Source organism: Pseudomonas sp. Con_6 (assembly GCF_059379395.1).
Window position 1 is genome coordinate 2,693,598 of sequence record NZ_CM182011.1, and the last position, 24,074, is coordinate 2,717,671.

The window sequence follows — 24,074 nt, forward strand, 5'->3', positions numbered from 1 at the left end:
GTCGGGCAGCGCTTTCAACACTGCCGAACTGAACGTAATAAAAAAGCCAACCAGATTCCTGGTTCGACGGGTGCGAGATGAACACAGCAAGTGAAGTAGCTGAAGACGTATTGGTGGAGTGCCAATCGGTCTGGAAGATTTTTGGCAAGAACGCCGATACCGCCATGCGTGCTTATAAAGAGCGTGGTTTGTCGAAGAAGCAGATTCTTCAGGACCATGGCTGTGTGGTCGGTGTGTCGAATGTCAGCCTCAGGGTCCGGCGTGGTGAGATCTACTGCATCATGGGCCTGTCCGGCAGCGGCAAGTCGACCCTGATCCGCATGTTCAACCGCCTGATCGACCCCACCTCCGGGCAGATCCTGATCAAGGGCAAGGATATCGCCGCCCTCGATGCCGCCGCCCTGCGCGAAACCCGCGCCCGGCATATCGGCATGGTGTTCCAGAGCGTGGCCTTGCTGCCGCACCGCACCGTGCTGGAAAACGCCGCCTTCGGTCTCGAAGTGCGCGGCGTGCCCAAGGCCGAACGGCACAAGATCGCCGAACAGGCGCTGGCGAAAGTCGGCCTGAGCGACTGGGCCGCGCGCTATCCGGACGAACTCTCCGGCGGCATGCAGCAGCGGGTCGGCCTGGCCCGGGCCATCGCCTCCGATCCGGAAGTCATCCTCATGGACGAACCCTTCAGCGCCCTCGACCCGCTGATCCGTCGCCAACTGCAGGACGAGTTCCGCCAGTTGACCAAGTCCTTGGGCAAGTCCGCCGTGTTCATTACCCACGACCTGGAGGAAGCGATCCGCATCGGTGATCGCATCGCCATCATGAAGGACGGGGTGATCATCCAGGAGGGCAGCGCCGAGGACATCGTGCTCAAGCCTGCCGATGCCTATGTCGCCGAGTTCGTCGCCGGCATCTCGCGGCTGCACCTGGTCAAGGCGCATTCGATCATGTCGTCGCTGGCCGCCCATCCGCAGCTCGATGCCGCGCGCCTGCCGAGTGCCGGCCCGCAAGCCGACCTCGATGCCCTGATCAACCTGATGATCAGCTCCGGTGGCGACGCTCTGGCGGTGGTCGACAACGGCCAACTGCTCGGCGTCATCACCCAGCAGGACCTGCTGCGTGGCGTGCAGGGCACGCCGGCGCAGGAGCAGGCCGCCGCGCAACTGGAGACCGCGCTATGAACGTCTCCGGTTTCGCCGCCGGCTTCGACGAGTTTGTCGATGCCCGGCTGGAATGGCTGTCGGACAACGGCGCGTGGTTCTTCGACGGCCTCAACGACATCCTTCATGCCGGCTACCAGGCCATCTACAACGGCCTGACCCTGGTGCCGTTCTACGTGATCATCCTGCTCTTCGGCGTGCTCGGCTGGCGCCTGGTCGGCAACTGGCGCTTCGCCGTGGGGGCCATGGTCGGCCTGTTGCTGTGCGCGATCATGGGCCTGTGGCCGCAGACCATGAGCACCCTGGCGCTGGTCCTCGCCGCCACCAGCATGGCCCTGGTGATCGGCATTCCGCTGGGCGTCGCCGCCGGCCTGATGCCGTCGCTGGACCGCCTCAGCGAGCCGGTGCTGGACCTGATCCAGACCCTGCCGCCCTACATCTACCTGCTGCCGGCCATTGCCTTGCTCGGCTACGGCCCGGGCACTGCGCTGGTGGCCACCTTCATCGTCGCCGTGCCGCCGGTGGTGCGCCTGACCTCCCTGGGCATCCGCCAGACGCCCAAGGTGTTCATCGAACTGGGCCAGGCCAGCGGCACCACGGGCATGCAGCAGTTCTTCAAGATCCGCCTGCCGTTCGCCCTGCCAAGCATCATGGCCGGGGTGAACCAGGGCCTGATGATGGCCTTCGGCATGGTGGTGATTGCCGGCATCGTCGGTTCCGGCGGGCTCGGCGAGGTGATCTACGGGGCGATCCGTACCCTGGACATCGCCATGTCGATCAACGCCGCCATCGCCATCGTCATCCTCACCCTGATCCTCGACCGGATGGCCCAGAGCGCCACCCGCATCGGCCGGAGGGCTGCGCAATGAATCCTGCCGACATCAAGTTCTCCCCAGGCGCCTGGCTGGCACCGTCGGTGGACTGGCTGAACGCCAACCTGCACGGCTTGTTCGCCTTTATCAGCCGCTGCATCGAAGCCGCGCTGGGCGGTATCGAGGGGGGGCTGCTGGCGATCCCGGCCTACGGCATGATCGCCCTGGTGGCGCTGCTCGCCGGCTTTCTAATCAATCTGCGTGCCGCCGTGCTGGCGGTGGTGATGCTCGGCTTCTGCCTGCTCTCCGGGTTCTGGGCTGCCTCCATGCAGACCATCGCCCTGGTCACCGTGGCGGTGATCATTTCGGTGGTTATCGCCTTCCCGCTGGGCGTGCTGGCCTCGCGGATCAAGCGCCTGGATGCCGTGCTCAGCCCGATCCTTAGCGTGATGCAGACCGTGCCGCCATGGGTCTACCTGATTCCGGCGGTGATGGTGTTCAGCCTGGGCAAGGTCCCTGCGATTCTCGCCACCATCATCTATGGCATCCCGCCGATGCTGCGCCTGACCACCCTGGCCTTCAATGGCGTGCGTAGCGACCTGCTGGAGCTGGGCAAGGCCATGGGCGCCTCGCCGCGGGACATCCTGCTGAAGATCGAGCTGCCTACCGCCATGCCGACCCTGCTGGTGGGCCTCAACCAGTGCATCCTGCTGTCGCTGGCCATGGTGGTGCTGGCCGGGCTGGTGGGGGCGGGCGGTCTCGGGGCGGAAGTGACCCGCGGCCTGACCCGCATGGAAATGGGCCTCGGCCTGCGTGCCGGCCTGGCGATCGTCGCCGTGGCCTTGTTGCTGGACCGGCTGTCGCGAGGAGCATTGCAAGGTCGCCGCATCCGGGCCGCAACATAAACAGAAAAAGCTGAACGACAGTTGGACACCGCCACGCCGGCGTGCATCATTCATCGATGCCCGTCGGCGTGGCGGTTTCGACGTTTCGGCGCTCTCCAAAGAACAAGCGTGGAAGACATAACGTGGTTGAAAGAAGGCATTTCAGTGATGCCATGCAGGGCTCGAACCTGCGCTTCACTGGCGAAAAGGGCCAGGCGGCCGGCGGACAGGGCCGGGTCGGCTTCATCCTGCTCGAACACTTCTCCCTGCCGGCCTTCACCCAGGCCCTCGACACCCTGGTCACGGCCAACCTGATCCAGGCGGCGTCGTTCACCACCCGTACCTTCACCCTCGATGGCGGCTCGCGGGTCAGCGACCTGGGGCTGGTGATCTGTCCGGATGCGCCGCTCAACTCGGCGAACCTCGACGACCTCGATTTGCTGGTGGTCTGTGGTGGGCTGCGCACGGTGTTGCGGCCGATTCCCGAACTGGTGCAGGTGCTGCACCGTGCCCAGGAAAAGCACGTGGCCCTGGCCGGGTTGTGGAATGGTGCCTGGTTCCTTGGCCAGGCCGGGCTGCTCGACGGTTATCGCTGCGCGGTGCATCCCGAACACCGCGCGGCGGTGGCCGAGATCGCCAAGGACAGCCAGGTCACCAGTGAAAGCTATATGGTCGATCGCGACCGTCTTACCGCCGCGAGCCCGGCGGGGGGCTTCCACCTGGTCCTGGAGTGGATCAACAGCCGCTGTGGCCGAGGGCTGGTGGATGCCATCGTGGATATCCTGGCGTTCGAGGAGTCGCGCTACCGCCGCGCCCGGCCGACCCTGCACGAGAAGATGAGCGAACCGCTGCGCGAAGCCATCAACCTGATGAGCGCGAATATCGAGGAGCCGTTGAGCCAGGACCAACTGGCTCACTATGTGGGGCGTTCGAAGCGGCAGATCGGCCGGTTGTTCATGACCCAGCTGGGGACCACCCCGGTGCGCTACTACCTGGAGTTGCGGATTACCGAGAGCCGGCGGCTGCTGCAGCATTCCGACCTGTTGCTGATCGATGTGGCGCTGGCTTGCGGCTTCGTTTCGCCGAGTCATTTCAGCAAGTGCTACACGTCCTTCTATGGCTATGGGCCGTCGAAGGAGATTCGCTATGGCCTGGTCAAAGGTGGCAAAGCAAAGAAGGCCGAATAGACGCCGCATACCCTGTGGGAGATTCTATGGCCGGAGGCAGATTTTTGTTTCCGGCCAGCCGCGGGTTTCGGGCTTGACGCGAAACCTGTGGGAGCTGGCGTTGCCAGCGATGAGGCCGGCACTGACAAAGGTGGTGTCCGGGCGGACGCCATCGCGGGCAACGCCCGCTCCCACAGGGACCGCACCGTCCTTGAAGGCAGTGGAGAACCTGTGGGCGCTGGCTTGCCAGCGATGAAGCCGGTAAAGACAGCTCCAGACTTCAGCCAATCACATACTGCAAAACCACCTCCAACGGATGCCGCAACTTGCGATCCGCCATCCGCTTCACCTGGCTACGGCACGAATACCCGGTCGCCAGCGGCTCGCCTTCTTTGTCCAGCTTGCCCGCCCATGACTGCTCGAAGATCACCTTCGAGGTCTCCTGGTTGCGCGCCTCGTGCCCGTAGGTCCCGGACATCCCGCAGCAGCCGGTGGCCTCGGTCGCCAGCTTCAGCCCCAGCCGCGAGAACACCTGCTCCCACTGCTTGGTGCTGGCCGGCACATTGGTCTTCTCGGTGCAGTGCGCCATCAGGCGGAAACTGGCGGTCTTGCCACCACTCTGCTCCGGCAGCACATCCATCAGCCATTCCTGGGGCAGCAGCACCTTCGGCGAACCCTCCAGCCCCGGCACCTTCTGGTACTCCTGGCGATACACCAGGGTCATCGCCGGGTCCAGGCCCACCAGCGGTACGCCGCAGTCGGCCAGGGCCTTGAGCTGGGTGCCGTTGCGGATCGCTGCCTTGGCGAACGCACCGAGGAAGCCTTGCACATGCAGTGGCTTGCCGTTGGCGCTGTACGGCGCGAGGAACACCTTGTGCCCGAGGCGATGAGCCAGGTCGATGAACGAGGCCAGCAGCGGCGTCTCGAAGTAGCGGGTAAAGGCATCCTGCACCAGCACGATGGCGCGCTCGCGCTGCGCCGGGGTCAGTTCGCGCAGCGCCGGCACGCTGGCCGCGCGCACGCCGCAACGCTTGAGGGTGGCCTGGAAGTTGAAGCGGCTGATCAGCGGGCTGTCGACCATGCCGATGCGCTCGGCCAGCAAACCACCGACGAATCTGGAGCCCATCACCGCGTTGTACAGCCCCGGCGCATGGGCCAGGTACGGAATGGTGAACTCCAGCGAGCCGATCAGGTAGTCGCGCAGCGGACGCTGGTAGCGGTTGTGGTACAGCTCCAGGAAACGCGAGCGGAAGTCCGGCACGTTGACCTTGATCGGGCATTGCCCGGCGCACGACTTGCACGCCAGGCAGCCGGCCATGGCGTCGTACACCTCATGGGAGAAGTCGGCCTGGCCCTGCTGCTGCGCCCGCACGTTGCGCAGGCGCTGCGGCAGGCCCTTGAGCCAGGACACGCCGTTGGTCTTGAGCACGTCGACGTTCGCCGCACCCTGCAGCCTCAGCCATTCGCGGATCAGCGAGGCACGGCCCTTGGGCGAATGCTGGCGCTGGCGGGTGGCTTTCCACGACGGGCACATGGCGTCGTCGGGGTCGTAGTTGTAGCAGGCGCCGTTGCCGTTGCAGTGCACGGCGCTGCCGAAGCTCTGCCACACGCGCTCGTCGATCTGCCGGTCGTGCTCGCCGCGTAGCGGCGCCTCGTTGACCTTGATCAGGCCTTCGGCGCTGTCCGGCGGGGTGCAGATCTTGCCGGGGTTGAGCTGGTTGTACGGGTCGAATGCGCCCTTCAGGCGCTGCAGCGCCGGGTACAGTTCGCCGAAGTAGTCCGGCACGTATTCCGAGCGCAGGCCCTTGCCGTGCTCGCCCCAGAGCAGTCCGCCGTAGCGCTGGGTGAGGGCGGCGACGGCATCGGAGATCGGCTTGACCAGCGCGGCCTGGGCCGGGTCCTTCATGTCCAGCGCCGGGCGCACGTGGAGCACACCGGCGTCGACGTGGCCGAACATGCCGTAGGTCAGGCCGTAGCCGTCGAGCAGAGCGCGGAATTCGGCGATGTAGTCCGCGAGCGCTTCTGGCGGTACCGCGGTGTCTTCGACGAACGGCTGCGGGCGCACTTCGCCCTCGACATTTCCGAGCAGGCCCACCGAGCGCTTGCGCATGGTGTAGACCTTGGTCACCGCCGCCGAACCTTCGGCCAGGGTATGGCCCAGGCGTTCGACGCTCTGGTCGCTCTGCAGGTGCTGGATGAAATCCGCGACCCGGGCGTTGACCTCTGCCGGTTCATCACCGCAGAACTCGACGAGGTTGATGCCCAGGGTCGGCTTCTCGGGATCGGCCGGGAAGTATTCGGCGACGCTGTGCCAGACGATGTCTTGCATCGCCAGCATCAGTACCCGCGAGTCCACCGTCTCGATCGACAGCGGCTTGTGCGCCATCAGCGCATTGGCGTCGCGCAGGGCGTCCATGAAGCTGCTGTAGCGCACGTTCACCAGCACCGCATATTTCGGGATCGGCAGCACGTTGAGCTTGGCTTCCACCACGTAGCCCAGCGAGCCTTCGGCGCCGCACAGCACGCTGTTGAGGTTGAAGCGGCCGCCGTCGTCACGCAGGTGTGCCAGGTCGTAACCGGTCAGGCAGCGGTTGAGTTTGGGGAAGGTGCTTTCGATCAGCTCGCCCTGGGTTTCCTGGATCTCCCGGGCCATGCGATAGACCTCGCCGACCCGGCCAGGCAGGGCGCAGGCGGCGTCCAGGGTGGCGTCGTCCACCGGCAGGCTGTGCAGGCGCTCGCCGCCAAGCAGCACGCTGTGCAGCTCCAGTACATGGTCGCGGGTCTTGCCGTAGGTGCAACTGCCCTGGCCGCTGGCGTCGGTGTTGATCATGCCGCCGACAGTGGCACGGTTGGAGGTGGACAGCTCGGGGGCGAAGAACAGCCCGTGGGGTTTGAGCGCGGCATTGAGCTGGTCTTTCACCACCCCGGCCTGGACCCGCACCCAGCGTTCCTCGACGTTGATTTCGAGGATCTGGTTCATGTGCCGCGACAGGTCGACGACGATGCCGTCGGTCAGCGACTGGCCGTTGGTGCCGGTGCCGCCGCCACGCGGGGTCAGCTTGATCTGGCGGAAGCGTGGTTCGGCCATGACCGTGGCGACCTTCGCCACGTCATCGGCATCCAGCGGGAACACCGCAGCCTGGGGTAGGCGCTGGTAGATGGAGTTGTCGGTGGCCAGCACCGTACGGGTACCGTAGTCGGCGCTGAACTGGCCACGGAAACCAGCAGCACGAAGGGCATCGAGGAAGGCGGTGTAGTCGGCGGCGGGGGCGGCGACCGGGAGTTGGGCGATCATCGTGGGATGGCCTCGTAATAATGGCGGCTAATCATGAATACCTGACCTGGATGTATGGTCATCCTTGAGCCAGTAATGGATGATGCCAATGATTCCGTAGTCTCGCAGCGTGCACAAACGGAAATTGGCGCAGCCTTTGATGAGTTTTATGAATGAATTACCGCAGCCTGACCCCGTCCATGTCGTTGCTCCTGGCCTTCGAGGCCGCCGCGCGGCATGAAAGCTACACCCGTGCCGCCGAGGAACTGTCCCTGACCCAGAGCGCGGTGAGCCGCCAGGTGCAGACCCTGGAGCAGCAACTGGGGGTGATCCTGTTCCGCCGTGAAGGGCGCACGGTCAAGCTCACCGAGGTCGGGCGGCTGTACCAGCGCGAGATCAGCGAGGCACTGGGGCGGATCCGCAGCGCCACCCTGCATGCCATGGCCCACCACGGCGGTGGCGGCAGCCTGAGGCTGGCGACGCTGCCGACCTTCGGTTCGAAATGGCTGCTGCCGCGGCTGCACGAGTTCTACCGGCGACATCCCGAGGTGCTGGTGCATATCAACTCGCGGATCGAGCCGGTGGACTTCGCCACCAGCGGTATCGATGCGGCTATCGTCGTTGGCAGTGGCGAGCAGCCGGGGCTGGTCTGCCATCGGTTGCATGCCGAGGAACTGCTGGTGATCCTCTCGCCGGCTCTGGCCGCTTCGCGTGAGGTGTGGACGGCACAGGACATCGCCCGACAGACCCTGCTCAGCGTGGCCAACAATGCCAATGCCTGGGGCGACTGGTTTTCCCATCAGGGCGTGGCGCTACAGTCGATGCGCCTGGGGCCGAGCTTCGAGCTGACTTCGCACCTGATCCAGGCGGTGCGGGCGGATATCGGTATCGGGCTGGTGCCGCGGATTCTGATTGCCGATGAGCTGGCGGAAGGCAAGCTGGTGAGTCCGTTGCCGGCGTATGCCAGCGCCCGGGGGTATTACCTGGTGTACCCGCCGCGCAACCAGGCGTTGCCGGCGCTGGAGGCGTTTCGCGGGTGGTTGCTGGAGGAGCCGGATCTGCGGGAGGAGTGATGTGTCGTTGCTGATGGCTTCATCGCGGGCAACGCCCGCTCCCACAAGGACCGCATGCACCGCCGAACCCTGTGGGAGCGGGCGTTGCCCGCGATGAGGCCATCAGCCGCAAAGAATCAGGAACCTGCAGTCGCGGTCAGCCCGCCATCCAGCGCCCGCCGCACCTTGTCCAGCAACTCGCCGATCTGGAACGGCTTGAATAGCATGTCCATCCCCGGCGCCAGGAACGCCTGGCGGTTCAGCGCCGTCTGCGCATACCCGGTCATGAACAGGATCGGCAGCCCGGCGCGCCAGCCACGGGCGACATCCGCCAGTTCGCGTCCGCTCATCCGCGGCAGGCCGACATCGGTCAGCAGCAGCTCGATCGAGGCATCCTGCTGCAACTGCTCTAGCGCCTGCTCGATGCTTTCCACCGTGGTGCAGCGGTAACCGGCATCCAGCAGCACTTCGCTGACGAACATGCGCACCGACGGCATGTCCTCGACGATCAGGATATGTTCGCCCTGACCCTGGGCATCGCCAGTCCCCAATGGTACCGGCGGCACACCGGGCACATCAGCTCCGGCGGGCAGCACCAGGGTCACCTCGGTACCGCGCCCGACCACGCTGCGGATATGCGCGTCGCCACCGGACTGGCGGGCGAAGCCGTAGATGGTCGACAGCCCCAGGCCGGTACCCTGGCCCAGCGGCTTGGTGGTAAAGAACGGCTCGAATACCTTGTCGATCACGCTGTGCTCGATGCCGATGCCGTCGTCGCGCACCGACAGCGAGACATAGGCGCCGTCCTGCAGCTTCGGATTGCCCCGTGAATGCGCGGCATAGGTGGTGATCCAGATATGCCCGCCCTGGGGCAGGGCGTCGCGGGCGTTGATCACCAGGTTGAGCACGGCGCTTTCCAACTGGACCGGGTCGACCAGGGCGATGGCCGGCTGGTTGGTCAGCTCCAGGGTCAGGGCGATGCGTTCGCCGATGGTGCGGATGATCAGCTCTTCCAGCGAGCGCACATGCTCGTTGACGTCCACCGGGCGGGTGTCCAGCGGCTGCTGGCGGGCGAAGGCGAGCAGGCGATGGGTCAGCGAGGCGGCGCTGGTGGCGGAGTTGAGCGCGGCGTCGGCGTACAGCTGGAGCTTGCCCGAGGTCTTGCCGTCAGCCTGTTTGCGGATCAGCTCCAGGCTGGTGATGATCCCGGTGAGCAGGTTGTTGAAGTCGTGGGCGATACCGCCGGTGAGCTTGCCCAGGGCGTCCATCTTCTGCACCTGCAGCAGTTGCGCCTCGGTGCGTGCCCGCTCCGCGACTTCCTTGGCCAGCTGGGTATTGGCATCGTCCAGCTGGGCCTGGTGCGAGCGCTCGCGGTGGCGGTGCTCGGTGACGTCCTCGACGAACACCAGGCTCGACCCCGGGGTGCGGTACGGCGAGATCTGCCATTCGGTCTCACGCCGCTCGCCCTTGACCTGCATGTTCAGCGTGCCTTTCCAGCGCTCGCCATCGGCCAGGCGCAGGCGTAGCTCGCTGATCACCTGCGCGTCGTTGTCGTCCAGGCACTCGCGCACTGTCTGCGGGTCGTCGACGCCCTCGAGCAAGCGGGTGAAGGCATGGTTGCATTCGTGGATGGTCAGGTTGGTATCGAGCACCGCGATGGGCGCTGAAACGTTGCTGAAGATCTCGCGAAAACGTGCCTCGCTCTCGCGCAGGGCATGCTCCGTGTCGCGCACCCGCAGCAGGGTGCGCAGGGTGGCCAGAAGCACGTCGGGGTCGATGGGATGGATCAGGTAGGCGTCGGCACCGGCGTCGAGGCCGGTGATGATGTCGCCGGTCTGGATCGACGCCGCCGACACGTGGATCACCGGCAGCAGCGCGGTACGCGGGTCGGCGCGCAGCTTGCGGACGATATCGAAGCCGCTCATGTCCGGCAGGTTGACGTCGAGGATCAGTGCATCGAAGTGCTGCAGTTCGATCAGCGCCAGGCCCTCGCCACCGGTGCCGGCTTCCAGCACGCTGTAGCCGTGGCGGTCGAGGCGGCGACGCAGGGCGTAGCGGGTGGCGACGTTGTCGTCGACGATCAGCAACTGCAGGTCACGCTTCATCGGCGGCCTCCGAAGCCACGGCCAGCGGGATGGTGACGAAGAAGGTCGAGCCGACCCCGGGTTCGCTGCACACTCCAACCTCGCCGCCGAGCAGGGCGGCGAAGCGCTTGCACAGCGACAGGCCCAGGCCGGTGCCGCGCAGGCGTTTCTGCAGCGGCGAATCGACCTGGGAGAAGTCCTCGAACAGGGCACCGTGCAGTTCCGTGGCGATGCCGATACCGGTGTCGCTGACGGCGAAGCGGATGCGATCGCTGCCTTCGAGGCTGGCGCAGACCCGCACCTCGCCGGCGGTGGTGAACTTCAGCGAGTTGGAGATGAAGTTACGCAGGATCTGCGCCAGCTTCTTGTCGTCGGTATACAGCCGTGGCAGGCCGGCGGGTTCCTCGAAGATCAGGTCTACATCGGCGCTGTTGACGATCGGCCGGAACATGCCGCGCAGGGCGGCGAACAGGTCGAGCATGTCGAACCAGCCGGGGGAGATGGTGATGCGCCCGGCCTCGATCTTGGCCAGGTCGAGCAGGTCGTCGACCATGTCGCTAAGTTCGCGGGTGGCGTTGCTGACGAAGGCCACCTGCTTGTGCTGCTCGGGGCTGAGCGGGCCGTCAAGCTCGTCGGCGAGCAGGCTGGTGATGCTCAGGATCGAGCCCAGCGGGGTGCGGAACTCGTGGCTCATGTAGGAGAGGAAGCGGCTCTTCAGGTCCGAGGCCTGGCGCAGCTGTTCGGCCTGGGTGTCCAGTTCCGAGTACAGCGCCAGCACGCCCTGGTTGGTTTCCTCCAGTTCGGCGCGCAGGGCGTCGTTTTCGCCGCTCAGGCGCTCGAACAGGCTGCGCTGCTCGGCGGTGAGGGTGGAAAGGTCAGTCATCGGGTGTCTCCAGGGCGGTCACCAGAACGGTCACGTCGTCGCGGCCGCGGCTGAAGTCGCGGTGCAGCACGGTGGCGATCACCGCAGGGTGGCGCTGTACCAGGCCGGCGTAGTCGCGCAGGTTCCAGCGCGATTGCAGGCCATCGCTGTGCAGGATCAACAGGTTTGCGTTCACGGGAGCATAGTCGAAGGTCTGGATCTTCCGGTATTGCGCGCCGACGATGCCCGGATGGGAGGTCAGGCCGCGGGTCTTTTCCGGGGTCACCAGGCTGGCGCTGATGTTGCCGATGCCGGCGAAGTCGAGGCGGTCGTGGCGGGCATCGAAGCGGGCGATGGCCACGGCACCGCCGCGACTGGACTTCATCGCCTGGTGCAGGTCTTCCATCAGCAGGTGCGGCGTGCCGAACGGCTGCGCGAGGAACGCGCCGCGTCCGGCGTGGGCGGCCTGCTCGGCTTCCTCGCCATGACCGAGGCCGTCCACTACCAGGGCCGCGATGCCAGCGCCACCCACCGCCAGGGCCCAGCTGTCACCGCAGTGCGGATCGTTGTGCAGGGAGTGCTGGCTGACGCCGAAACGCAGGTCCGGGGCGCGGTCGCCACTGGCGTGGAACCGTGCCAGCAGCACCGTGCCGCGCTCGTCGGCGTGCAGGTCGAAGACATCGGCCTGGCGCAGCACGGCGCCGAGGCCGATGCCCTGGGTTCCGCCAGTGGAATAGCCGTCGGCCAGGCAGATCCCGGCGTCGAAGCCTGCGGCGCGGTCTACTGCCAGTATCTCGATGGCGTGACCGGACGGACGGGGCAGCACCTGCAGGTGCATCTCGCCACGGCCGGCGTGCTTGAGGATATTGCTGGCCAGCTCGGTGGCCACCAGCGCCACCCGCCCGGCGTCGGTCTCGTTGAAACCGTGCCGTTGGGCCAGCTTCTGCGCGGTACGGCGGGCATGGCCTATCTGGGATACATCTTCGATCGTCAGCACCTGGGTGGACGATCCGGTCACATTCAGGTCCATCGGGTAATCGTCACGCAGGTGCCCTCGCCGGGCGCGGTTTGCAGGTCGAATTCGTCCACCAGGCGCCTGGCCCCGGTCAGGCCCAGGCCGAGGCCGCCGCCGGAGGTCCAGCCGTCGGTCATGGCCAGCTTGATGTCGGGGATGCCGGGGCCCTGGTCACGGAAGCTCAGGCGCAGGCCGGTGCGGCCGATGTCGTCGAGAATCTGCCAGTCCATGTCGCCGCCGCCACCGTAGACCACGGTATTGCGCGCCAGCTCGCTGACCGCGGTGACCAGCTTGGTCAGGTCGATCAGGCGCATGCCGCAGTCCGTGGCGAGCTTGCGGGCGGTCTGCCGGGCCAGGACCACGTCCTGTTCCAGGCGCACCGGTTGGGTACCGCTGCTGCGCAGGTTCATGGTTGTTCCACCAGGTTGCGAAGCTTTTGCATGCCGCGCTCGACATTGAGCGCAGTCATGACGCCGGGCAGAGTCAGGCCCAGTTCCACGAGGGTGATCGCCACCGAGGGCTGCATGCCCACGAGCACGGTCTGGGCGTCCATGATTTTGGACAGCCCGGAGATGGTGCCGATCATCCGGCCGATGAAGGAGTCGACCATGTCCAGCGCCGAAATGTCGATCAGCACGCCCTTGGCCGACGTGCGGCTGATGCGGTCGGCGAGGTCTTCCTGAAGGGTGAGGGCGAGTTGGTCGTGCATGTCCACCTGGATGGTCACCAGCAGGTAGTTGCCCATTTGCAGGATAGGGATGCGTTCCATGGCCTTAGACCGACTTGGCCATGGTCACGCCGATGCGCGACAACGCGAGTTTCAAGGCGTCGGCAAGGTTGGCCTTGGTGCTCACGCCCTGCAGGTCGAGGCCCAGGTGCACGATGGTCTGGGCGATCTGCGGACGCACGCCGCTGATGATGCAGTCGGCACCCATCAGGCGGATGGCGGTGACGGTCTTGAGCAGGTGCTGGGCGACCAGGGTGTCGACGGTGGGCACGCCGGTGATGTCGATGATGGCGATTTCCGAGCCGGTGTCGACGATGCGTTGCAGCAGGGATTCCATCACCACCTGGGTGCGTTGCGAGTCGAGGGTGCCGATCATCGGCAGGGCGAGGATGCCGTCCCACAGCTTGACCACCGGGGTCGACAGTTCCAGCAGTTCTTCCTGCTGGCGCTTGATCACCGCCTCGCGGGACTTCTGGTAGGTGCGGATGGTGTGCATGCCGAGGGCGTCGAGCAGTTCGGAGATTTCCCAGAGCTGTTCGGCCAGCAGCGCCGGCTGGTCGCGGTAGTGGTTTTGCAGCAGGCCGAACAGCGGGCCCTTGAGGGCGAAGATGAAGTTGGCGGTCTGGTGCGAGTCATGGCCGAGCAGGGCGCGGCTGTGGGAAAGCTTTTCCAGGAACAGGCGGGCATCGTCCCAGCCGCTGGCACCGATGTTGGCGCCGGCTTCGTTCTGCAGGCCGTTGATCAGCAGATGGAGGAATTCGTTGGTCTGCTGGTGCAGGTCCTGTTCCTTGAGGTTGCGCGTGGCGCCGCTGGCCTCCAGGCCTTGGGTCCATGTATCGAGGAGTTGCTGGCGCTGGACCTGGATAGCTTCGAGCGTGCTGGAGTTGAGTGCTGCCATCGGGTGTCGCTCCTGGGAAATGGGGCCGGTTTCTGAATACACCGGCTCTTGGATAGTAGCGCGGTAGCAGGGAAACGATGCTGGGCGCTTTGCCAGTATTGGCGGGAATCACGTTCCGAGTATTGACCGCAGCAAATGGTTCCGTGGGGCGAGGGGGATTTTTGTTGCGTTGCGGATCCAGCGCCGCTTGCCCGTGACGGGCGTTACTCGCGAATTCGTCCTGCGCGGATCGTCAACGGCCAGGTCACCCGCCTGCGGCTCTGCGGATCACCCCATTCCTCGGCCAGTTGCTGCGCCACGATGTCCACCGGATTGCTGCCCAGTGCCCGCTCCGCCGCCTTCACCGCCGACCAGGTGTTCAGGTAGCCGATCAGCTGTGGCAAGGTCCAGTGCATCTCGATCTCCTGTGGCGGCACCTCGATTTCCGCGAACGGGAAGGGCAGGTCGCGGTAGCCGGTCTCCACATGGCGGCGCTCCGGCGGCCAGTAGGGGGCGATGGTCTGGTAGTAGAAGTGCTGCAGGTGCCGATCCGGTTCGCCGTCCAGGTGCAGCACGCCGTAGGTGATCAGGGCGATGGCCGCTTGCGGCCGGGCGATGCGCCGGGCTTCGGCGTAGAAGGCGTCGAGGTCCAGCCAGTGCGCGGCCTGGGCCACGGTGATGAGGTCGACGCTGTCGCTGCGCAGGCCGCTGTCCTCGGCCGGGGCGGTACGGTAGACCACGCCTTCGCGGGGTTCGGCGGCGCCGATCTGGGTAGCGCTGGCATCGGTGGCGATCACCTCGTCGAAGCGTTCGGCCAGCAATACCGAGAGCTGTCCGGTGCCGCAGCCGCAATCCAGGGCCCGGCCGGTGCCGGGGCTGATACTGGTGAGTTCGTCGATCAGTTCCAGCGGGTAGCTCGGGCGGTAGGCCGCGTAGCCGGCCGAGCCGCTGGAGAAATGATCCTTGAATGTCGTGCTTGTCATGAAATCGGCCCCTGTCTTTCTTTTTGATCCGCCGATCCTAGCGCTTTGGGTCCGGGGCGGACATTCGACCTTCTTCTGCCCCGGGACTCCAGGCCTGCTCCATGGCCGTGGCGTCCAGCGCATGCACCGGATCCATGCCGTGTTCGGTCAGGCGTACCTCCTGTCCTGCATCCAGCGTCAGCTGCTCGGCGATGCGGCTGCGGCCGGCGAGCTGGCTGATCCGTGTGCTGGTTTCCAGTCGCTCGATGACGACGCGGGCGTCACGGGTTTCCACGACGGCTTGCGGGGTGCTGACCTGCAGCGGGGTGGTGCCGGCTTCGACGAGCACCTGGCCGGAGAGCAGGTGGATCAGGCGGTGATCGTCGTCGAACTGCAGGGCAACGGAGGAACCGGGATGGAGGGTCAGCTGGCTGCCATCGCGCAGGCGCTCGCGGTGCCACTGGTCGGGGCCGGTGCTCAGGTCGGCGATGGCGAACTCCTGGCGCCAGTAGGGCAGGCCGAGCAGGGCCGAGGCGGCGATCAGGGCGGCCATGCCGAGGGCGGTGGTGGTGCGGTTGTAGCGGGACATGGTGGTCCTTTGTGCCGGGTATGGGGCAACGGTAGACCATGAATCACCGGCAGGCTCACTGCAGACTAGCGATCCTTGCCCGCCCGCACATGCTTGACCAGCAACTTCTCCAACTGCTCCCACAACGCCGGATCGGTACTGAACGCCACGTTGAACCTCATCCACCCGGTTGCCTGGGCATCCACCATGAACAACTGCCCGGGGCCAAGCATGATGCCCTGGTCCAGCGCATCGTCCAGCAGCGCCGCACTGTCGGCGATGGCCGGGTGGCGGGTCCAGATGTACATGCCTTCGTCGCCCTCGATGAAACGCTCGAAGCCCAGCCGCGCCAGTTGCCGGCCCACTTCCTGGTGCGCCTCGGCCAGGCGCTGGCGCAGGCGCTTGAGGTGCTTGCGCCAGCGGCCGTCGGTGATCGCCGCATACACCACCCGCTCCATCACCTGGGAGGTGGTCAGGCCCGAGCGCATCTTCAGTTGCAGCAACTGCTGCATCAGCTCGGGATTGGCCAGCATGTAGCCGACCCGCACGTTGGGCGAGATGCTCTTCGAGTAGCTGCCGACGTACACCACCTGCTGCAGGTGGTCGAGGCTGGTCAGGCAGGGCAGGGGTTCCTCGATCATGTCGGCGTAGAGATTGTTCTCCACCAGGCGGAAGCCGTGCTGGGTCGCCAGTTGCAGCAGGCGGTGCAACTGCACCAGCGGCGTGCGCGTGCAGGTCGGACTGTGCAGGTGCGGCTGGGTGAAGAACACCGTCGGGCGGTGCTCGGCCAGCAGGCTTTCCAGATGATCGAGGTCGTAGCCGTTGGGCGTGCGCGGCACGCCGATCAGGGTCGCGCCCTGGAAGCGCAGGATGCTCATCAGGTTGGGGTAGCCGGGGTCGTCCACCAGCACCACGTCGCCGGGCCGCACCAGGGTGCGCACCGCCAGGTCGAGGGCCTGGCTGGCGCCGTGGGTGAGCATCAGCTGGTTTGGCGGGACGACGATGCGCAGGTCCTGCTGCAGGTTCTGTGCGGTCAGCGTGCGCAGTTCGACCAGGCCCATGGGGTCGCCATAGCCACTCAGTTCCAGCACGCTGCTGGCGACCTGGCGCAGGCCGCGACGCAGGCCGTCCTCGAACATCCAGTCGTTGGGCAGCCAGCCGCAGCCGGGCTTGAACGCCAACTGGCGGCTTTCGAAGATCTGCTGCAGGTACCACTCGGAGTTGAACGCCGGCTTGGCCGTGTCCGGCTCGCTGGTCTGGGCGTCGAGCAGATCGCCAGCAGCGCGGTTGACGAAGAAGCCGGCGGTACCGCGGCTGACCAGCAGGCCCTGGGCGACCAGGCGGTCGTAGGCCTCGACCACGGTGAAGGTACTCACCGAGTAGGTCGCGGCGAAGGCGCGGATCGACGGGACCTTGGCGCCGGGCTTGAGGGTCTGGTTCTCGATCGCTTCGCGCAGGCCGTTGATGATCTGGTTCACCAGCGGGGGCGAGGCGTCGGGGCGTAGTTCGAACATGTGGAAGCTGTGCCTTGGGTGAGCATGGTGCCGGCCGCGCCTGCGCTGTATTGCATTGGCGGCCTGTACAGTGCAGTGAAGATTAGTCGGCACTGTGCATGGCTCTTGAGGCCGGACATTTTTACATTAGGTATCAGTTACCGCTAGATCAAAGCCGTGAAGCTTCATGAACAACCGCTCGTCGAACCATGAACCCCTGATGCCCGGCCTGGCCGCGCATTTCACCCGCTGATTCCTCGCAGTACTTCCCAGGCTTAGCGGACGAGCCTGGGCGCGATACGCCTGCCCGTCATTCGACCGTTCGTCGGTCGGGGCGGCGGCGCGCACGTCAAATCAGAGCAGCTGATGCAACAGGGGGCGCGACGTCATGTCACGCCCCTGTCGAGTTTCCTTGGATAAAAAGAACACGGGGTAGACCACTGATGGACGCAACATCCACATCGACTTCGGCAACGAAGTCGGAGCACGAGAGCAAGCTGGCGGCTTCGCTCAAATCACGCCACCTGACCATGATGTCGATCGCCGGGGTCATCGGCGGCGCACTGTTCGTCGGTTCCGGCAGCGTCATCCACAGCGCAGGTCCAGCCGCGGTACTGGCCTACCTGGCCGGTGGCATCCTGGTGGTGCTGGTCATGCGCATGCTTGGTGAAATGGCGACTTCCTCGCCGGACACCGGCTCCTTCTCCACCTACGCCGAGCGCGCCATCGGCCGCTGGGCCGGTTTCACCATCGGCTGGCTGTACTGGGGCTACTGGGTGATCCTGATGGCGTGGGAAGCCTACGTCGCCGGCAAGATCCTGCACGGCTGGTTCCCCTCGGTGAGCATCAACGAATTCGTGCTGATGGCGACCCTGGCGCTGATCTGCGTGAACTTCTTCAACGTCAAGCACTACGGCGAGTTCGAGTTCTGGTTCGCCCTGATCAAGGTGGTGGCGATCGTCTGCTTCCTGGTGGTCTGTGCGGCAGCGGTGATGAACCTGTGGCCGACCGGTGAAGTCAGCGGCATGGCCAACCTGACGGCCCATGGCGGCTTCATGCCGAACGGTATCGAGTCCGTTGTGGTAGCGATGCTCGGTGCGATGTTCGCCTTCCTCGGTGCGGAAATCGTCACCATCGCTGCGTCCGAGTCCAAGGACCCTGCAGGTCAGATCGTCAAGGCGACCAACTCCGTGGTGTGGCGCGTCTGCCTGTTCTACATCGGCTCGATCTTCCTGATCGTCTGCCTGGTGCCATGGAACGACCCGCTGATGGGCACCTCCGGCTACGGTTCGTACCGTCGTACCCTGGAACTGCTGGGCATCCCGGGTGCCGAGTTCGTGATGAACTTCGTGGTCCTGACCTCGGTCAGCAGCTGCCTGATCTCGGCCCACTACACCGCCTCACGCATGCTGTTCTCCCTGGCACAGCGTGGCGATGCGCCGAAGATCTTCAAGATGACCCGTGCCGGCACCGGCGTACCGGTCTTCGCGATCATCGGCTCGTGCTCGATCGCGATCTTCTGCGCCCTGATCAACTTCAGCGAAGCCCTGCGTCCGAAGGACGTGCTCGACACCCTGATGAACACCACCGGCATGATCGCCATGCTGGTGTACCTGGTGATCGCCTGCTCGCAACTGAAGATGCGTCGCAAGCTGGAAGCCGAAGGCAAGCAGATCCGCCTGAAGATGTGGCTGTTCCCGTGGCTGACCTACCTGAGCATCGTGTTCATCGTCGGCTGCCTGGTGACCATGGCATTCGTCGAGGAGTATCAGGTGCTGGTGGTTTCCACTGGTATCGCGGCGATCGTGGTCGCGCTGATCGGTGTGATCGTGCACCAGCGGGCCCTGAAACAGGCCGCTTGATCCCTCGGGGCCGCTTCGCGGCCCATCGCGGGCAACGCCCGCTCCCACAGGTATCGCGTACACCGCTGAACCTTGTGGGAGCGGGCGTTGCCCGCGATGAGGCCCTCAATGTTGCTTGGCCTTCCTGATCCGCAACAGGATCACCCCCAGAATCAACCCCACCACCGGCGCCAGCCCGACCAGGGCATCCTTCGGCGCGATATGCGCCCCCAGCGTATCCAGTCCCGCGTACAGCAACTTGAACAGACTCAGCAGGTAATAGGTGATCGCAATGATCGACAAGCCTTCCACCGCCCGCTGGATCTTGATCTGCGATTCCGCCCGGGCATTCAGGCTGCGCAGGATCTCCGCGTTCTGTTCTTCCATCTCCACCTGCACCCGCGCTTGCAACAGGTCGCCGAGGTTGGCCACGCCCTTGGCCAGGTGGTCCAGGCGCTGCTCGGTCGCCGCGCAATAGCGCACGGTGGGCTTGAAGCGTCGCTCGATGAAGATCCCCAACCGCTGGCAATCGTCCACATGTCCTTCGCGCAGTTCCGCCAGGCGCTCGAACACCAGTTGCGCATAGGCCTGGGTCGCACTGAAGCGATGCCGGCTCTTCACCGTGCTCGCCACCACCTGCCGTGACAGCTCGGCGATATCTTCCAGCAGCACCTTGGCCTGTACACCGCTGGCTCCGGCATTGCGCTCGGACAGGTTGACCAGGCTGCGGTCGAAGCCATCGAGCTGCGGGCCCAGGGCCTTGGCCGTGCTCAGGGCCAGGGAGGCCATCATGCGGTAGGTCTCGATCTCCAGCAGGCGGCGGATCATCCGCCCCAGGCGATAGGCATTGAGCCGGCGATTGACGAACAGCAGGCGGTTGTTGCCCTGCTCATCGAGACGGAAATCACTCCACACCACGGCATCGCCGCCACCCACGCTGGAGCCGCTGGGGTCCTTGAAGCCATAGCGCGCCAGTTGCAGGCCGTCCTCTTCACGCACCAGTACCTGCATGGCATTGATCATCTGTTCGCGGTACGGCGCGATGGCCTCGGCCAGGGCGGCGGGCAGCGCGCTCCAGTCCGGCGCGCTGTCGTTCGATGGAAGCACCAGGGTGAGGGTGAAGAATTCCGAGTGCCGCTCCCACTTGAACGGGCAGCCGTCGAAGCGGGTGATGCCCTGGACGGCGTCGGTGTCGGCCTGCGGGCAGCATCGGCGGAGCAGGGCGTCGCATTCGCGCTGGCCGCCGATGAAGGCAAGGTGGAAGACATGCGCCGGGGCGTCGAAGTACAGCGACGGGCGGGCGTGCAGCTCGTTGTGCAAGGCGGTGCGTTGCGGATGCATGGGGTCTGCCGTGTTGTTGTGATTGTTGTCGTAAAGAGGGAGACAACCACGGCAGACCGGCGGGTCACGTCCTGTGACCCGGGCGAAATGTCGCAGGTGGGATCAGGCGTTGTTCAACTGCGCGGCCGGGCGCTTGTGGCTGCGTCGGCGATACATCAGCAGCAGGAACAGGAACCAGAACGGCATCGCCAGTAGCGCCGCGCGGGTATCGGCCTCCAGGGCCAGCAGGGACAGCACGAACAGCAGGAAGGCCAGGGTCAGGCCCGCCATCGGCACCCCGCCCGGCATCTTGAACGTCGAGCGCTGGTGCGCCGCCGGATTGGCCCGGCGATAGGCGATATAGGCGGCGAGAATCATCGACCAGGTGAAGATCACCAGCACCGCCGACACTGTGGAGATCAGGGTGAACACGGTCATCACCTCGGGAATCACGAACAGCAGGGTCAGCCCCGCCAGCATGCAGATTCCCGAGAACAGCAGGCTGTACGCCGGCACGCTGAGCCGCGACAGGCGCCCGAAGATCGCCGGGGCGTTGTGCCGCTCGGCCAGGCCGAAGAGCATGCGGCAGCCGGAATACACGCCGCTGTTGGCCGAGGAGGCGGCCGAAGTGAGCACCACGAAATTGATCATCCCGGCTGCGGCGGGGAAGCCGGCGAGCAGGAACAGTTCCACGAACGGACTGCGGTTGGCCGGCACTTCGGCCCAGGACACCACGCTGATGATGCACACCAGGGCGAGGATGTAGAACAGCAGGATCCGCGCCGGAATGGTGTTGATCGCCTTGGGCAGGGTTCGCTCGGGGTTCTTCGCCTCGGCGGCAGTGGTGCCGATCAGCTCGGTGCCGGCGAAGGAGAACACGGCGATCTGGAAGCCGGCGAAGAAGCCGCTGAGGCCATGGGGGAAGATCGCTCCCGGCGTAGCCATGTGGCTCAGCGAAGCCTGCACGCCATTGGGCGAGGTGAAGGAGGTGGCGATCATCACCAGGGCGGTGAGGATCAGGGCGACGATGGCGATGATCTTGACGATGGCGAACCAGAACTCCACCTCGCCGAAGATCCGCACCGCCAGCAGGTTCAGGCCGAGCAGGAGGAACAGGCTGAAGAACGCCGGCATCCACGCCGGTACGTCCGGGTACCAGTACTGGAAGAACCCGGCGACCACCACCACGTCACCCACCACCGCGACGCTCCAGCTCAGCCAGTACGACCAGCTGAGGACGAAGCCGGCGCGCGGCCCGAGATAGGCGGCGACGATATCGGCGAACGACTTGAAGCGCAGGTCGCAGAGCAGCAGCTCGCCCATGGCGCGCATCACGAAGAACAGGAAGAAGCCGATGATGGCGTAGACCAGGATGATCGAGGTGCCGGCCAGGGCGATGATCTTGCCCGAGCCCATGAACAGCCCGGTGCCGATCGCGCCGCCGATTGAGATCAGCTGGATATGGCGGTTTTCCAGGGTGCGTTGCAGGTGGCCGGGGGCCTCCGGTTGCGCGGAAGACGGATGCATGGTCGAACCTCTCTTGTTGTTTTTGGCGGATCGCTGTGCCCCGCCGCGAGGGCGGGGCGGGTGTGCGTCAGGTATTGGCTTCGAAGCCTTGCAGGGTGTTCACCGCGTTGATGCCGATCTCGTCGACCATGTAGCCGCCTTCCATGACGAACAGGGTCGGCAGGCCGGCGCTGGCGATGCGCTGGCCCAGGCGCAGGAAATCCTCGCTGGTGAGCAGGAAGTGACTGATGGGGTCGTGCTCGAAGGTATCGACGCCCAGGGAGATGATCAGGAACTCCGGGCGGTAGGCGACGATGCGCTGCAGCGCCTGGTCCAGCGCCTGCTGGTAGTGGCTCCATGTCGTACCGCGGGGCAGCGGGTAGTTGGCGTTGCAGCCTTCGCCGGCACCGTTGCCGGTTTCCTCGGCGTAGCCGGAGAAGTACGGGTAGGAGACATGGGGATCGCCGTGGATCGAGGCGAAGAACACGTCCGGGCGGTCGTAGAAGATGTTCTGCGTGCCGTTGCCGTGATGGAAGTCGACATCGAGGATCGCCACCCGCTTCGCGCCCCGGGCCAGGCAGCGTTCGGCGGCGATGGCGGCGTTGTTCAGGTAGCAGTAGCCGCCCATGTATTCGCGGGCGGCGTGATGTCCCGGTGGCCGGCACAGGGCGAAGGCGCCGTGCTGGCCGGCGATCACCTGGTCCATGCCGGTCAGGGCGACGTCGGCGCTGGCGCGCACCGCGTCCCAGGTGCCGGCGGTGATCGGCGAGCCGGCGTCCATGGCGTAGAAACCCAGCTTGCCGTCGATGAAGCCCGGTTCCGGGGCGCTGGCCAGGTCGCGTACCGGCCAGACCAGGGGCAGGGCGTCGTGCTGCTTGCCGGTGGCGGCCCATTCACCCCAGGCATTCTCCAGGAAGCTCACGTAGCGCTCGCTGTGGGCGGCGACGTAGCAGGCGCGGTCATGTTGCTGTTCGGCGATCACCTCGCCGAGGCCGCTGGCGCGGACCCGGGCCAGAACGGTTTCGGCCCGTTGCGGTTTTTCGAACGACGGCGTCAGTGCGCCGTCCTTGAGCTCGGTGCCATGGTGCAGGCGGTGGCTGGAACTGAAAACGGTCAGCACACGGATGTCCTCTTGGGGTGTTGTTGTGAGGACGATTTTCGCGCTGAAGGCCGGAAATTGTTTTGCTTTATTGCTGGTGAATCCGGTTAAGTGAGCAAAATCATTTTCGCTAGGTGGGTTCATGAGCAAGGGCAGTGCTTTCGATTCTCTGGATGGTGTGGATCGCACCTTGCTGGGCCTGTTGCAGGAGGACGGCACCCTGTCCAGCGCGGCCCTGGGCGAGCGCCTGTCGATGTCGGTGACGCCGTGCTGGCGGCGGCGCAAGCGCCTGGAGGAGATGGGCATCATCCGTGACTACCAGGCCAACCTTGACCGGCGCAAATTGGGTTATGACGTGCTGGCGTTCGCCCAGGTGCGCTTCGGCAATGTCTCGGACAATGCCCCGGACGAGTTCGAACGGGCGATCCTCGGCCTGCCGCAGGTGCTGACCTGCCACAAGATCACCGGCGAGGCGGACTACATGCTGACGGTGGTGGCGACGGACCTGGAGAGTTATGGGCGGTTTGTCGAGGAGGTGCTGCGGCGCCAGCCGGGGATTGCCTCGATCCAGTCGAGTCTGGCGTTGCGCGAGCTGAAGGCGGTCACCCGCCTTCCAGTGCCGCAGTGACCCTGTGGGAGCGAGCGTTCTACGACGGCTGCGCCGCCGTTCGCGACGGTTCGGCGCCCCGACAAGCTCGCTCCCACAGGAGGGCGATGTCCCACCACGGAACCTTCATGGCAGCGCCGTTGCCTTACGTTGCCGCGAGTGATTTTCATTCGAGCCTCTCGCCAGCTTTTGTCTAAGCTCTACAACCGATTTCTCCGCGATATAAGGAACGTGTCTCATGAAAAAGTGGATTGCCCTGTCAGTTGCCCTGTGTGCCAGCGCCGCCGTGCATGCCGCCGATTCGCTCAAGGTCGAACTCAAGGAAGCCACCGCCCAGGGCGAGGGCAAGAGCGTCGGTTTTGTCACCATCACCGAAAGCAAGTACGGGGCAGTGTTCACCCCCGAACTGAGCGGCCTGGCTGCGGGCGTGCATGGTTTCCACGTCCACGCCAACCCGAGCTGCGCGCCCACCGAGGCCGATGGCAAGCCGGTGCCGGCGGGTGGTGCCGGTGGCCACTGGGATCCGCAGAACACCGGCAAGCACAGCTTCCCGTGGGATGACGCCGGCCACATGGGCGACCTGCCGGCGCTGCTGGTGACCGCCGACGGCAAGGCCGGGCAGCCGGTGCTGGCGCCGAAGATCAAGAGCCTGGACGAGCTGAAAGGCCATGCGCTGATGATCCATGTCGGCGGCGACAACCATTCCGATCATCCGGCACCGCTGGGTGGCGGCGCGGCGCGGTTTGCCTGTGGGGTGATCAAGTAAGCCCG

Annotated in this window: 21 protein-coding genes; 8 read left to right on the forward strand and 13 right to left on the reverse strand. The window is 65.5% G+C overall.

Translation table 11 applies throughout. The features are described 5' to 3' along the window. Positions 1-77 precede the first annotated feature (77 nt). The 4 genes from AC5QPF_RS12070 (at position 78) to AC5QPF_RS12085 (ending at position 4,037) form a co-directional block, all read left to right on the forward strand. Positions 78-1,175, forward strand: coding sequence for a betaine/proline/choline family ABC transporter ATP-binding protein (locus AC5QPF_RS12070; RefSeq protein WP_494963425.1), 1,098 nt, complete (start codon positions 78-80; stop codon positions 1,173-1,175). Continuing rightward, positions 1,172-2,023 (forward strand): ABC transporter permease subunit, encoded by an 852-nt coding sequence (locus AC5QPF_RS12075; protein WP_494963426.1) that lies wholly within the window; start codon positions 1,172-1,174, stop codon positions 2,021-2,023. Before AC5QPF_RS12070 ends, AC5QPF_RS12075 begins: the two co-directional genes overlap by 4 nt. Beyond that, entirely contained in the window at positions 2,020-2,871 is an 852-nt protein-coding gene (locus AC5QPF_RS12080; RefSeq protein ID WP_494963427.1) for an ABC transporter permease subunit, read from the forward strand. Before AC5QPF_RS12075 ends, AC5QPF_RS12080 begins: the two co-directional genes overlap by 4 nt. Before the next feature lie 152 nt (positions 2,872-3,023). Continuing rightward, complete coding sequence (locus AC5QPF_RS12085; protein ID WP_494964160.1) at positions 3,024-4,037, forward strand: helix-turn-helix domain-containing protein; 1,014 nt, start codon at positions 3,024-3,026, stop codon at positions 4,035-4,037. A gap of 259 nt (positions 4,038-4,296) precedes the next feature. Here the strand turns inward: AC5QPF_RS12085 and ydiJ are convergent, their stop codons facing one another. Continuing rightward, positions 4,297-7,311 carry a D-2-hydroxyglutarate dehydrogenase YdiJ gene (ydiJ, locus tag AC5QPF_RS12090; RefSeq protein ID WP_494963428.1) on the reverse strand — a complete coding sequence of 1,005 codons (3,015 nt, stop codon included), beginning with the start codon at positions 7,309-7,311 and terminating at the stop codon, positions 4,297-4,299. 152 nt (positions 7,312-7,463) lie between these two features. On the opposite strand from ydiJ, the gene AC5QPF_RS12095 reads away from it, so the two are divergent. Continuing rightward, a complete protein-coding gene (locus AC5QPF_RS12095) occupies positions 7,464-8,363 on the forward strand; it encodes a LysR substrate-binding domain-containing protein (RefSeq protein WP_494963429.1) in 900 nt (299 codons plus the stop codon). 116 nt (positions 8,364-8,479) lie between these two features. On the opposite strand, the gene AC5QPF_RS12100 is transcribed toward AC5QPF_RS12095, so the two are convergent. The 9 genes from AC5QPF_RS12100 to AC5QPF_RS12140 form a co-directional block, all read right to left on the reverse strand. Beyond that, positions 8,480-10,447 carry a response regulator gene (locus AC5QPF_RS12100; RefSeq protein WP_494963430.1) on the reverse strand — a complete coding sequence of 656 codons (1,968 nt, stop codon included), beginning with the start codon at positions 10,445-10,447 and terminating at the stop codon, positions 8,480-8,482. Continuing rightward, entirely contained in the window at positions 10,437-11,309 is an 873-nt protein-coding gene (locus AC5QPF_RS12105) for an ATP-binding protein (protein WP_494963431.1), read from the reverse strand. Before AC5QPF_RS12105 ends, AC5QPF_RS12100 begins: the two co-directional genes overlap by 11 nt. Continuing rightward, entirely contained in the window at positions 11,302-12,312 is a 1,011-nt protein-coding gene (locus AC5QPF_RS12110) for an ATP-binding protein (RefSeq protein ID WP_494964161.1), read from the reverse strand. Before AC5QPF_RS12110 ends, AC5QPF_RS12105 begins: the two co-directional genes overlap by 8 nt. Next, positions 12,309-12,713 carry an ATP-binding protein gene (locus AC5QPF_RS12115; protein ID WP_494963432.1) on the reverse strand — a complete coding sequence of 135 codons (405 nt, stop codon included), beginning with the start codon at positions 12,711-12,713 and terminating at the stop codon, positions 12,309-12,311. Before AC5QPF_RS12115 ends, AC5QPF_RS12110 begins: the two co-directional genes overlap by 4 nt. Further along, positions 12,710-13,072, reverse strand: a complete 363-nt coding sequence (locus AC5QPF_RS12120; protein ID WP_494963433.1) for an STAS domain-containing protein — start codon at positions 13,070-13,072, stop codon at positions 12,710-12,712. Before AC5QPF_RS12120 ends, AC5QPF_RS12115 begins: the two co-directional genes overlap by 4 nt. 4 nt (positions 13,073-13,076) lie before the next feature. Next, the gene (locus AC5QPF_RS12125; RefSeq protein ID WP_494963434.1) at positions 13,077-13,928 is read right to left on the reverse strand and encodes an RsbRD N-terminal domain-containing protein; all 852 of its coding nucleotides are present in this window, start codon (positions 13,926-13,928) and stop codon (positions 13,077-13,079) included. Between the two features lie 203 nt (positions 13,929-14,131). After that, the gene (locus AC5QPF_RS12130) at positions 14,132-14,890 is read right to left on the reverse strand and encodes a methyltransferase domain-containing protein (RefSeq protein WP_494963435.1); all 759 of its coding nucleotides are present in this window, start codon (positions 14,888-14,890) and stop codon (positions 14,132-14,134) included. A 37-nt stretch (positions 14,891-14,927) separates the two neighbouring features. Then, the gene (locus AC5QPF_RS12135) at positions 14,928-15,458 is read right to left on the reverse strand and encodes a FecR domain-containing protein (protein WP_494963436.1); all 531 of its coding nucleotides are present in this window, start codon (positions 15,456-15,458) and stop codon (positions 14,928-14,930) included. 65 nt (positions 15,459-15,523) lie between these two features. After that, on the reverse strand, positions 15,524-16,951 hold the full coding sequence (locus AC5QPF_RS12140) for an aminotransferase class I/II-fold pyridoxal phosphate-dependent enzyme (protein WP_494963437.1): 1,428 nt from the start codon (positions 16,949-16,951) through the stop codon (positions 15,524-15,526). Between the two features lie 422 nt (positions 16,952-17,373). On the opposite strand from AC5QPF_RS12140, the gene AC5QPF_RS12145 reads away from it, so the two are divergent. After that, positions 17,374-18,792 (forward strand): amino acid permease, encoded by a 1,419-nt coding sequence (locus AC5QPF_RS12145; RefSeq protein ID WP_494963438.1) that lies wholly within the window; start codon positions 17,374-17,376, stop codon positions 18,790-18,792. Positions 18,793-18,897: 105 nt separating this feature from the next. On the opposite strand, the gene AC5QPF_RS12150 is transcribed toward AC5QPF_RS12145, so the two are convergent. The 3 genes from AC5QPF_RS12150 to AC5QPF_RS12160 form a co-directional block, all read right to left on the reverse strand. Continuing rightward, the gene (locus AC5QPF_RS12150) at positions 18,898-20,112 is read right to left on the reverse strand and encodes a DUF3422 family protein (RefSeq protein ID WP_494963439.1); all 1,215 of its coding nucleotides are present in this window, start codon (positions 20,110-20,112) and stop codon (positions 18,898-18,900) included. Between the two features lie 102 nt (positions 20,113-20,214). Then, positions 20,215-21,618 carry an amino acid permease gene (locus tag AC5QPF_RS12155; protein ID WP_494963440.1) on the reverse strand — a complete coding sequence of 468 codons (1,404 nt, stop codon included), beginning with the start codon at positions 21,616-21,618 and terminating at the stop codon, positions 20,215-20,217. A 67-nt stretch (positions 21,619-21,685) separates the two neighbouring features. Continuing rightward, positions 21,686-22,717: a histone deacetylase family protein gene (locus AC5QPF_RS12160; protein ID WP_494963441.1), complete on the reverse strand. Its 1,032-nt coding sequence runs from the start codon at positions 22,715-22,717 to the stop codon at positions 21,686-21,688. Between the two features lie 121 nt (positions 22,718-22,838). On the opposite strand from AC5QPF_RS12160, the gene AC5QPF_RS12165 reads away from it, so the two are divergent. After that, positions 22,839-23,324: an Lrp/AsnC ligand binding domain-containing protein gene (locus AC5QPF_RS12165; RefSeq protein ID WP_494963442.1), complete on the forward strand. Its 486-nt coding sequence runs from the start codon at positions 22,839-22,841 to the stop codon at positions 23,322-23,324. Positions 23,325-23,541: 217 nt separating this feature from the next. Continuing rightward, the gene (gene sodC / locus AC5QPF_RS12170) at positions 23,542-24,069 is read left to right on the forward strand and encodes a superoxide dismutase [Cu-Zn] SodC (RefSeq protein WP_494963443.1); all 528 of its coding nucleotides are present in this window, start codon (positions 23,542-23,544) and stop codon (positions 24,067-24,069) included. Positions 24,070-24,074: the final 5 nt, after the last annotated feature.

What these genes read in the sequence shown, in the direction of transcription:
- AC5QPF_RS12070 (WP_494963425.1), top strand. Translation starts at nt 78, where the DNA reads ATGAACACAGCAAGTGAAGTAGCTGAAGACGTATTGGTGGAGTGCCAA.
- AC5QPF_RS12075 (WP_494963426.1), top strand. Translation starts at nt 1,172, where the DNA reads ATGAACGTCTCCGGTTTCGCCGCCGGCTTCGACGAGTTTGTCGATGCC.
- AC5QPF_RS12080 (WP_494963427.1), top strand. Translation starts at nt 2,020, where the DNA reads ATGAATCCTGCCGACATCAAGTTCTCCCCAGGCGCCTGGCTGGCACCG.
- AC5QPF_RS12085 (WP_494964160.1), top strand. Translation starts at nt 3,024, where the DNA reads ATGCAGGGCTCGAACCTGCGCTTCACTGGCGAAAAGGGCCAGGCGGCC.
- ydiJ (WP_494963428.1), bottom strand. Translation starts at nt 7,311, where the DNA reads ATGATCGCCCAACTCCCGGTCGCCGCCCCCGCCGCCGACTACACCGCC.
- AC5QPF_RS12095 (WP_494963429.1), top strand. Translation starts at nt 7,464, where the DNA reads ATGAATTACCGCAGCCTGACCCCGTCCATGTCGTTGCTCCTGGCCTTC.
- AC5QPF_RS12100 (WP_494963430.1), bottom strand. Translation starts at nt 10,447, where the DNA reads ATGAAGCGTGACCTGCAGTTGCTGATCGTCGACGACAACGTCGCCACC.
- AC5QPF_RS12105 (WP_494963431.1), bottom strand. Translation starts at nt 11,309, where the DNA reads ATGACTGACCTTTCCACCCTCACCGCCGAGCAGCGCAGCCTGTTCGAG.
- AC5QPF_RS12115 (WP_494963432.1), bottom strand. Translation starts at nt 12,713, where the DNA reads ATGAACCTGCGCAGCAGCGGTACCCAACCGGTGCGCCTGGAACAGGAC.
- AC5QPF_RS12120 (WP_494963433.1), bottom strand. Translation starts at nt 13,072, where the DNA reads ATGGAACGCATCCCTATCCTGCAAATGGGCAACTACCTGCTGGTGACC.
- AC5QPF_RS12125 (WP_494963434.1), bottom strand. Translation starts at nt 13,928, where the DNA reads ATGGCAGCACTCAACTCCAGCACGCTCGAAGCTATCCAGGTCCAGCGC.
- AC5QPF_RS12130 (WP_494963435.1), bottom strand. Translation starts at nt 14,890, where the DNA reads ATGACAAGCACGACATTCAAGGATCATTTCTCCAGCGGCTCGGCCGGC.
- AC5QPF_RS12135 (WP_494963436.1), bottom strand. Translation starts at nt 15,458, where the DNA reads ATGTCCCGCTACAACCGCACCACCACCGCCCTCGGCATGGCCGCCCTG.
- AC5QPF_RS12140 (WP_494963437.1), bottom strand. Translation starts at nt 16,951, where the DNA reads ATGTTCGAACTACGCCCCGACGCCTCGCCCCCGCTGGTGAACCAGATC.
- AC5QPF_RS12145 (WP_494963438.1), top strand. Translation starts at nt 17,374, where the DNA reads ATGGACGCAACATCCACATCGACTTCGGCAACGAAGTCGGAGCACGAG.
- AC5QPF_RS12150 (WP_494963439.1), bottom strand. Translation starts at nt 20,112, where the DNA reads ATGCATCCGCAACGCACCGCCTTGCACAACGAGCTGCACGCCCGCCCG.
- AC5QPF_RS12155 (WP_494963440.1), bottom strand. Translation starts at nt 21,618, where the DNA reads ATGCATCCGTCTTCCGCGCAACCGGAGGCCCCCGGCCACCTGCAACGC.
- AC5QPF_RS12165 (WP_494963442.1), top strand. Translation starts at nt 22,839, where the DNA reads ATGAGCAAGGGCAGTGCTTTCGATTCTCTGGATGGTGTGGATCGCACC.
- sodC (WP_494963443.1), top strand. Translation starts at nt 23,542, where the DNA reads ATGAAAAAGTGGATTGCCCTGTCAGTTGCCCTGTGTGCCAGCGCCGCC.